This window comes from Parazoarcus sp. PS-13 R2A (assembly GCF_057621855.1).
The window spans coordinates 186000-193176 of sequence record NZ_JBYEXN010000006.1; the positions used below are offsets into that span (position 1 = coordinate 186000).

Genomic DNA, 7177 nt, shown 5'->3' on the forward strand with positions numbered 1-7177 from the left:
TTGAAGGAAGCTGACATGAGTCTGACCCAGGAAGCCGTTACCGAAGCACTGAAATCCGTCATCGATCCGAATACCGGAAAGGATCTTGTTTCGACACGCTGCATTCGAAGCCTGGCTGTCAATGGCGCCGACGTGCGCTTTGAGGTCGAACTTGGTTACCCGGCGAAGAGTCAGCACGAACCGATCCGCCAGATGTTGCGTGACGCCTTGTCCGGCCTGGCCGGGGTGGGGCGCGTGGATATCGAGGTGTCCAGCAAGGTGGTGGCGCATTCGGTTCAGCAGGGCGTCAAGTTGCTGCCGGGAGTGAAGAACATCATTGCCGTGGCTTCGGGCAAGGGCGGGGTGGGAAAGAGTACCACTGCCGCCAACCTGGCGCTGGCCCTTGCCGCGGAAGGCGCACGCGTCGGCATGCTCGACGCAGACATTTACGGTCCGTCACAGCCGCAGATGCTGGGGATTGGCGATCGTCGCCCGGAGTCGCTCGACGGCAAGACCATGGAACCGATCGAGGCTTACGGTCTGCAGGCGATGTCCATCGGCTTCCTGATCGACATCGATACGCCGATGGTCTGGCGCGGACCGATGGCGACGCAGGCGCTCAACCAGATGCTGAAGGAAACACACTGGAAGGATCTCGATTACCTGGTGATCGACATGCCGCCCGGCACCGGTGACATCCAGCTCACCCTGTCGCAGAGCGTGCCGGTCACCGGCGCCGTGATCGTGACCACACCGCAGGACATTGCCTTGCTTGATGCCCGCAAGGGCCTGAAGATGTTCGAAAAGGTTGGCGTGCCCATTCTGGGAGTGGTGGAGAACATGAGCATCCACATCTGTTCCAAGTGCGGCCACGAGGAGCATATCTTCGGTGCCGGCGGCGGACAGTCGATGTGCGACGACTACGGTATTCCGTTTCTCGGTGCCTTGCCGCTCGACATGCAGATCCGGCAGGAGGCCGACGAGGGGGCGCCGACGGTCGTTTCCGATCCGGACGGGCGCATCGCTGCGACGTACAAGTCAATCGCGCGTAAAGTGGCCGTCAGCATCGCCGAAAAGTCCAAGGACATGACGCACAAATTCCCCAATATCGTGATCCAGAACACCTGACACAAATTTGCGCCGCCGCTTGCTTTCGCATCGGCGGCGCTTGCCCTAAACTACGCGGATTTTTCGACGCCGGATTCTCCGGCTGGCCGCACAGGAAATTTGCCTCATGTCCATCAAGTCCGATAAGTGGATCCGCCGTATGGCCGAACAGCAAGGCATGATCGAGCCTTTCGCGCCGGATCTGGTGCGGGTCAATGACGGCGGCAAGATTGTGTCCTACGGCACCTCAAGCTACGGCTACGATGTCCGCTGTGCCAACGAGTTCAAGATCTTCACCAACATCAATTCGACGATCGTCGATCCCAAGGATTTCGACGAGCGCAACTTCGTCGATTTCACCGGTGATGTCTGCATCATTCCGCCGAACTCCTTCGCGCTGGCGCGCACCGTCGAGTACTTCCGGATTCCGCGCAGTGTGCTGACGGTGTGCCTGGGCAAGAGCACCTATGCGCGCTGCGGCATCATCGTGAACGTCACGCCGCTCGAACCCGAGTGGGAGGGGCACGTCACCCTCGAGTTCTCCAACACCACGCCGCTGCCCGCCAAGATCTACGCCAATGAAGGGATTGCACAGATGCTGTTCTTCGAATCCGACGAGATTTGCGACACCTCGTACAAGGATCGTGGTGGCAAGTACTTTGGTCAGACGGGCGTGACCTTGCCCAAGATCTGAGTCTGGTTTTGAGTGAATGCAATGAACAGGGCCGGCTGACGGCCCTTTTGTCTTTTCCGGACATGTCCGGTAACGAGCGGGAAACGAATGGCGGAGTACCATCGCCGTTTGCCCGCACATGCGCCGCGTTGGAGACCTGAAGGATGCGATTCCATTTTCCGATCATCATCATCGATGAGGATTTCCGTTCCGAGAACACGTCGGGCCTGGGTATCCGGGCGCTTGCAAAAGCCATCGAGGGTGAAGGGGTCGAAGTGCTGGGCGTCACCAGTTACGGTGACCTGACTTCGTTTGCGCAGCAGCAGAGCAGAGGCTCTGCCTTCATCCTCTCGATCGACGACGAGGAGTTCTCGTCTGCCGAAGCGGCGACCGTGGCGATCTCCGGCTTGCGGGCCTTCGTTGAGGAAATCCGCTTCCGCAACGCAGACATTCCAATCTTCCTGCATGGCGAGACCCGCACGACGCGACATATCCCGAATGATGTGCTGCGCGAAATGCACGGCTTCATCCACATGTTCGAGGACACGCCCGAGTTCATCGCCCGCTATGTGGTGCGGGAAGCGCGCAACTACCTCGAGTCGCTGTCGCCCCCGTTCTTCCGTGCGCTGGTCCATTACGCGGCGGACAGCTCCTATTCGTGGCACTGTCCGGGGCACTCGGGTGGCGTGGCCTTCCTGAAAAGCCCGGTGGGTCAGATGTTCCACCAGTTCTTTGGCGAGAACATGCTGCGTGCGGACGTATGCAACGCAGTGGATGAGCTCGGCCAGCTGCTCGACCATACCGGGCCGGTGGCGGCCTCGGAGCGCAATGCGGCACGCATCTTCAATTGCGACCACCTGTATTTCGTCACCAACGGCACGTCGACGTCGAACAAGATGGTCTGGCATACAACGGTTGCGCCGGGCGACATCGTGGTGGTCGACCGCAACTGCCACAAGTCCATTCTGCACTCGATCATCATGACGGGGGCGGTGCCGGTGTTCCTGACGCCGACGCGGAACCATTACGGGATCATCGGCCCGATCTCGCTGAACGAGTTCTCGATGGAGACCATTCAGCGCAAGATCGAAGCCAATCCGTTCGCACGCGAAGCCAAGAACAAGAAGCCTCGCATCCTGACCATCACCCAGTCGACCTATGACGGTGTGGTGTACAACGTCGAAACCATCAAGGAGATGCTTGACGGTCAGATCGACACGCTGCACTTCGACGAAGCCTGGCTGCCGCATGCCGCGTTCCACGACTTCTACGGCGATTACCATGCCATCGGCGAAGGTCGCCCGCGGTGTCAGGAGTCGATGGTGTTCTCTACCCAGTCCACGCACAAGCTGCTTGCAGGGCTGTCGCAGGCGTCGCAGATCCTGGTGCAGGACTCGGAAACCAGGAAGCTCGACCGCGATGTCTTCAACGAGGCCTATCTGATGCACACCTCGACGTCGCCGCAGTACGCGATCATCGCGTCGTGCGACGTTGCGGCAGCAATGATGGAGTCGCCGGGAGGCCCCGCACTGGTAAACGAATCGCTGTCCGAGGCGGTCGAGTTCCGCCGCGCGATGCGCAAGGTGGACGCCGAGTTCGGCGACTCCGACTGGTGGTTCAAGGTCTGGGGGCCGGAGTACCTTGCCGAGGAAGGCCTGGGTGAGCGCGAAGACTGGATGCTGAATGCCGGCGATCGCTGGCACGGTTTCGGCGATCTGGCACCGGGCTTCAACATGCTCGACCCGATTAAGGCGACGATCATCACGCCGGGACTGGACATGGAGGGCGACTTCTCCGATCACACGGGGATTCCTGCTGCAATCGTGACCAAGTATCTGGCCGAGCACGGCATCATCGTGGAGAAGACCGGGCTGTACTCGTTCTTCATCATGTTCACGATCGGTATCACCAAGGGCCGGTGGAACACCATGGTGACCGAGTTGCAGCAGTTCAAGGACGATTACGATCGCAATCAGCCGCTGTGGCGCGTGATGCCCGAATTCATCGCCAAGCACCCGCGCTACGAGCGTGTCGGCCTGAAGGATCTTTGCAACGAGATCCATTCCTTCTACAAGGCGAACGACGTTGCGCGGTTGACGACCGAGATGTACCTGTCGGACATGGTGCCGGCAATGAAGCCGACCGATGCCTTCGCCAAGATGGCGCACCGCGAGATTGATCGTGTGCTGATCGAGGAGCTTGAGGGGCGTGTGACGGCCATACTGCTTACGCCGTATCCGCCGGGCATCCCGCTGCTGATTCCGGGCGAGCGCTTCAACGCAACCATCGTGCGCTATCTGCGTTTTGCGCGTGACTTCAACGGTCGCTTCCCCGGCTTCGAGACCGATATCCACGGTCTGGTGAAGGGTGAGGATGGCCGCTACTGTGTGGATTGCGTGCGTCTGGACTGAGTCGTTCCGCTATTTCAGCGCAATGAAAAGGGGCCGTGTCTGCGGCCCCTTTTCTGTCTACGCGCCCGGGTTCAATCCTTGCGCCGGTACTCCACGAAATCGTAGTCGTGTTCATTGTCAGCGTCTGCCTTGCACGACCGGCGGCTGAGTTCGATGAAGTGCTCACGGTCAAACGCGGGGAAGAGCGCGTCGCCCGGCACGTCGGCAGCGACCTCCGTCAGCATCAGCGTGTTGGCCATGGGCAGCATCTGTCTGTAGATCTCTGCGCCGCCGATCACGAACACCCGCGGCAGGTCAGCGAGCGCCCGCAGCGCACTCTCCGGATCCGGATGGATCTCAGCGCCTGCAGCAACGTAATCAGCGTTGCGGGTGATGACCATGTTGCGTCGCCCGGGCAGCGGGCGGCCGAGCGACTCCCAGGTCTTTCTGCCCATGAGCACGGGGTGTCCGGTCGTGGCGGCCTTGAAGTGGGCAAGATCACCCTTCAGTCGCCATGGCAGTGCATTCTCGTTGCCGATCACGCCGTTGCGGGCGACTGCGGCGATCAGGATGATTTCCGGTTTGCTGCTCATATTGCGACCGGTGCCTTGATGTGGGGATGTGGGTCGTAGCCGCTCAGGGTGAAGTCTTCGAAGCGGAAAGCGAACAGGTCCTTCACCTCGGGGTTGATCGCGAGTGTCGGCAGGGGCCGGGGTGTGCGGGACAACTGCTCTTTTGTCTGCTCAAGGTGATTGAGGTAGAGGTGGCAGTCTCCGCCTGTCCAGATGAAGTCTCCCGGGACGAGATCGCAGACCTGCGCCACCATGAGCGTCAGCAGGGCGTAGGACGCAATGTTGAAGGGCACGCCCAGGAAGATGTCGGCGCTGCGCTGATACAGTTGGCACGAAAGCTTGCCGTTCGCAACGTAGAACTGGAACAGCGCGTGACATGGCGGCAGCGCCATCTTGTCCACTTCGCCAGGGTTCCAGGCCGACACCAGGTGACGGCGCGAGTCGGGATTGCGCTTGATCGCCTCGACCACTTGCGAGATCTGATCAATGCTGCGGCCGTCTGCGGTTTCCCAGCGGCGCCACTGTTTTCCGTAGACCGGTCCGAGCTCGCCTGCTTCATCTGCCCATTCGTCCCAGATCGAGACGCCGTTTTCCTTCAGGTAGCGAATATTCGTGTCGCCTTGCAGGAACCAGAGCAATTCGTGGATGATCGAGCGCGTATGAAGTTTCTTGGTCGTGAGTAGCGGAAAGCCCTGGCTGAGCGGGAAGCGCATTTGCCATCCGAATACGGACAGTGTGCCTGTGCCGGTCCGGTCGGTCTTGCGATCGCCATGCTCGAGCACGTGCCGCATCAGGTCGAGGTATTGGTTCATGGCTGTTTCCGGTTAAAGTTCCGGATTCTACCCGCTGACGGACGGCTTGTCGGTAGCGAGGTCTTGCACAGTTTGTGACAAATGGGTATGTATGCGAGTGAGGATATTGCTCGCACGGTGCGCGCCGTCGATGGGCGGGCGCGCGCCGGGATATACGCTTGCCGATGGCGCTGGAGGAAAGGCAGTGAAAAGCAGGGGCGACATCTTTGATTTTACCTTGGGAAGGAGGCATGCCCCGACCCGCGATCCTGTTGCTGCCGTCAAGGAGGCTGCGCAGATCCTGTGTGTGCAGTTGCGCCCGGAGCATCTGCCCGCCGATGCATCGGCTGAAATCTCAGCCTTCATTGACGATTTCTTCGGGGCCATCAATGAGAGTGTCCCGCTTGGCGTGCTCCAGAACGACGGCCACAGCCCGGATGTGGACTGGAGTGTATGGATCTGCGCCGTACGTGAATCTGTCGGCGAGGTGTTTTCGGCCTATCAGGCGTTCGTGGCGGGGCAGGGTGAAAAGCTGCCGCCGGCCGTAGCGCTGGGATTCGCGCGCATTGCCGCACAGTTCGTGCGCTGGGAGCTCGTCGATCGCCACGTTCCTGATCCTGATGTCTGGGCGCTGCTCGGGCAGTTGTTCGTCGACTCCTCTGATGCCGACAGCGTTCAAGCAAGCGCGGATGATGGCGGCGTGGTTCGCGAGTATTTGCGGGCCCTTGCCTATCAGTCTGCAGCGCTCGATCAGTTGCAGCAGGTGGGGGCCGTGGGGGTTTGCCGCCTGGTGGACCTTGTGCTGCCCTTTCTTTCGGTGCGACGCGGTGACGCGCATGGCGCCCTGTACGTCGTGAATCCGCCCGACTCACCGACGCCGGTCCGTTTGTCTCGTTCCTTTGCGGCGCCGGGCTGGTACTTTCATCCGGTGGGCGCAGCCGAGTTTCTCGCCGAGCTCCATGGTCAGTTGATCAGAGGGGTGCTGCCCCCGGTTCTTGCCGGTCACGATCCGAGGCTGTTGCGCGACGCAGCGCTGCATCTGCGCCGTCATTGGTCGGCACGCCCGCCTGTCAGGCGTTTCAAGCGCCACATCGTCGACGGCCAGTTGCTCGTCGTGCGGGGCTACGTCAACGTGAAAGGCCTCTTTGAAGCCAGGGGCGAGGTGGCTAACCGAGCATGGCTCATTACCGATCTGAGTCGTGGTGGCGTTGGTGCCCTTATCTACAAGGAAGAGACTCAGCCGGTGCCGGAGGCCGGCGAACTCCTTGCGTTCCGTCCCAAGGATGGGGTGAGCTGGCACCTTGGTGTCGTGCGCCGCGTCCGCTTTGCTAAGGGCGACGCCGAGGTCGGGATCGAAACCTTGTCCGTCCGCCCCGAGCTGGTGCGGGTCGATGATGGACGCGTCCCGGTCGAACTCTTCTTCTGCGATCCGGTACAAAGGGGCGAGGCGGTCAGGGTCATCGCACCTGTGGGCGTATTGCGTGAAGGAGCCCCGCTCTTCGTGAATGCAGAGGGGCGGGTTTCCAAGCTCAAACAACTGGAAGGATCGATGGCCGGGCAGGGCTTCGAGCTCCGCGCCTATCAGGTGCTCTGATCGGTTCCAGTCCGATCAATAGGCCGCTTTGAATTTATTTTCATTTTCTTCTTGCATTAGTTCATGGGGTG

Annotated in this window: 6 protein-coding genes; 4 read left to right on the plus strand and 2 right to left on the minus strand. The window is 60.6% G+C overall.

Annotated elements, in window-relative coordinates; genetic code table 11:
* The first annotated feature begins 15 nt into the window (after positions 1-15).
* The 3 genes from apbC to AC22G6_RS08320 all read left to right on the plus strand — a co-directional run bounded on the left by apbC (position 16) and on the right by AC22G6_RS08320 (position 4170).
* Positions 16-1107, plus strand: a complete 1092-nt coding sequence (gene apbC, locus AC22G6_RS08310; RefSeq protein ID WP_487366389.1) for an iron-sulfur cluster carrier protein ApbC — start codon at positions 16-18, stop codon at positions 1105-1107.
* Between the two features lie 106 nt (positions 1108-1213).
* The gene (dcd, locus tag AC22G6_RS08315; RefSeq protein ID WP_487366390.1) at positions 1214-1780 is read left to right on the plus strand and encodes a dCTP deaminase; all 567 of its coding nucleotides are present in this window, start codon (positions 1214-1216) and stop codon (positions 1778-1780) included.
* Between the two features lie 143 nt (positions 1781-1923).
* The gene (locus tag AC22G6_RS08320; protein ID WP_487366391.1) at positions 1924-4170 is read left to right on the plus strand and encodes an Orn/Lys/Arg family decarboxylase; all 2247 of its coding nucleotides are present in this window, start codon (positions 1924-1926) and stop codon (positions 4168-4170) included.
* Positions 4171-4241: 71 nt separating this feature from the next.
* Here the strand turns inward: AC22G6_RS08320 and AC22G6_RS08325 are convergent, their stop codons facing one another.
* On the minus strand, positions 4242-4742 hold the full coding sequence (locus AC22G6_RS08325; RefSeq protein WP_487366392.1) for a dihydrofolate reductase: 501 nt from the start codon (positions 4740-4742) through the stop codon (positions 4242-4244).
* Entirely contained in the window at positions 4739-5533 is a 795-nt protein-coding gene (locus AC22G6_RS08330) for a thymidylate synthase (protein ID WP_108973075.1), read from the minus strand. Before AC22G6_RS08330 ends, AC22G6_RS08325 begins: the two co-directional genes overlap by 4 nt.
* Before the next feature lie 184 nt (positions 5534-5717).
* Between AC22G6_RS08330 and AC22G6_RS08335 the strand changes: the two genes are divergently transcribed.
* Positions 5718-7106, plus strand: a complete 1389-nt coding sequence (locus AC22G6_RS08335; RefSeq protein WP_487366393.1) for a hypothetical protein — start codon at positions 5718-5720, stop codon at positions 7104-7106.
* Positions 7107-7177: the final 71 nt, after the last annotated feature.